General features: G+C 65.2%; 3 protein-coding genes. All 3 read left to right on the forward strand.

Annotated features, from left to right (window positions below):
- Positions 1 to 750, forward strand: coding sequence for an electron transfer flavoprotein subunit beta/FixA family protein (locus QZY01_RS09605; RefSeq protein WP_294536377.1), 750 nt, complete (start codon positions 1 to 3; stop codon positions 748 to 750).
- Positions 750 to 1691, forward strand: a complete 942-nt coding sequence (locus tag QZY01_RS09610; RefSeq protein ID WP_294536379.1) for an FAD-binding protein — start codon at positions 750 to 752, stop codon at positions 1689 to 1691. The genes QZY01_RS09605 and QZY01_RS09610 overlap by 1 nt, the downstream gene beginning before the upstream one ends.
- A gap of 35 nt (positions 1692 to 1726) precedes the next feature.
- Positions 1727 to 1892, forward strand: a 166-nt coding sequence (locus QZY01_RS09615; RefSeq protein WP_294536381.1) for an FAD-dependent oxidoreductase, incomplete at its 3' end; no start/stop codon positions are given.

Genomic DNA, 1892 nt, shown 5'->3' on the forward strand with positions numbered 1-1892 from the left:
ATGAAAATTCTCGTGCCCGTGAAACGGGTGGTCGATTACAATGTCAAGATCCGGGTCAGGACGGACGGTTCGGGCGTCGAACTGGCCAATGTCAAGATGTCGATGAACCCGTTCGACGAAATCGCCGTGGAAGAGGCTCTGCGCCTCAAGGAAGCCGGCAAGGCGACCGAGGTGATCGTCGTCTCCATCGGCCCGCAGCAGGCGACGGAGACCCTGCGCACCGGTCTCGCCATGGGCGCCGATCGCGGCATTCTGGTCAAGACGGACGAGGCCGTCGAACCGCTCGCGGTGGCGAAAATCCTCAAGGCGGTGGCGGTCGAGGAACAGCCGGGGCTGATCCTGCTCGGCAAACAGGCGATCGACGACGATTCCAACCAGACCGGCCAGATGCTTGCCGCCTTGCTCGGCTGGGGTCAGGGCACTTTCGCCTCGAAAGTCGAGATCGGCGAGGGCGCGCTCGACGTCACCCGCGAGGTCGATGGCGGCTTGCAGACGGTGACGCTGAAACTGCCGGCGGTGGTGAGCGCCGACCTGCGGCTCAACGAACCGCGCTACGCCTCGCTGCCCAATATCATGAAGGCCAAGAAAAAGCCAATTCTCGAAAAGACCCCCGCCGATTACGGGGTGGACGCGGCGCCGCGCCTGAAGGTGCTCAAGACCACGGAGCCGGCCAGCCGCAAGGCGGGGGTGAAGGTGGGATCGGTCGCCGAACTGGTGGCGAAACTCAAAGATGAAGCCGGAGTGATCTGATGACGACCCTTCTCCTTGCCGAAGTGCACAACGGCCATCTCAACGACGCCACCGCCAAGGCCTTGACCGCCGCCGCGCAACTCGGCGCGCCGGTGCATATCCTGGTCGCGGGCGCGGGCGACGAGGCCGCGCAGGCGGCGGCGAAACTGGCGGGCGTCGAAAAGGTGCTGACGGTTTCCGGCGAGGCGTTTTCGCATGGGCTGGCCGAGCCTCTGGCCGAGCTGATCGTGGCGCTGGCGCCCCATTATGACGCGATTGTCGCGCCGGCGAGTTCGAACGGCAAGAATGTGCTGCCGCGCGTCGCGGCGCTGCTCGACGTGGCGCAGGTGTCGGAAATCTCGAAAGTGGTGTCGCCCGATGTGTTCGAGCGTCCGATCTATGCCGGCAACGCCATCCAGACGGTGCAGGCGACGGACGCGAAAAAGGTGATCACGGTGCGCACCTCGACTTTCGCGGCGACCCCGGAGGGCGGCGCGGCGCCGATCGAGGCGGTGACGGCGGGTGCGGATTCGGGGCTTTCGGCCTTCAAGAGCGAGGCTTTGGCGAAGTCGGACCGGCCGGAGCTGACCTCGGCAAAAATCATCATCTCGGGCGGCCGGGCGATGCAGAACGCGGAAAACTTCAAGACCTATATCGAGCCGGTGGCGGACCGTCTCGGCGCGGCGATGGGGGCTTCGCGGGCGGCGGTGGACGCGGGCTACGCGCCCAACGACTGGCAGGTGGGCCAGACCGGCAAGGTGGTGGCGCCGGAGCTATACATCGCGGTGGGGATTTCGGGGGCGATCCAGCATCTGGCGGGGATGAAGGATTCGAAGGTGATCGTGGCGATCAACAAGGACGAGGACGCCCCGATCTTCCAGGTCGCCGACTATGGCCTCGTCGCCGATCTCTATGCCGCCCTCCCCGAACTCGACGCCGAACTGGCGAAGGTCGGAAGGTAATATTGAGTTAGCGCCCGGCGCAGGGGAAATGGCCGATGGTTGGAAGTGTTGAATTGCCGGCGCGCGAGGCGATGGACTATGACGTTGTGGTGGTGGGCGGGGGTCCCTCCGGGCTTTCGGCGGCGATCCGGCTCAAGCAGATCGACCCTGATCTGGCTGTGGTCGTGGTCGAAAAAGGCTCCGAAATCGGCGCCCATATCC

It is taken from the genome of uncultured Rhodoblastus sp., from assembly GCF_903903185.1.
Lineage (GTDB): Bacteria > Pseudomonadota > Alphaproteobacteria > Rhizobiales > Beijerinckiaceae > Rhodoblastus.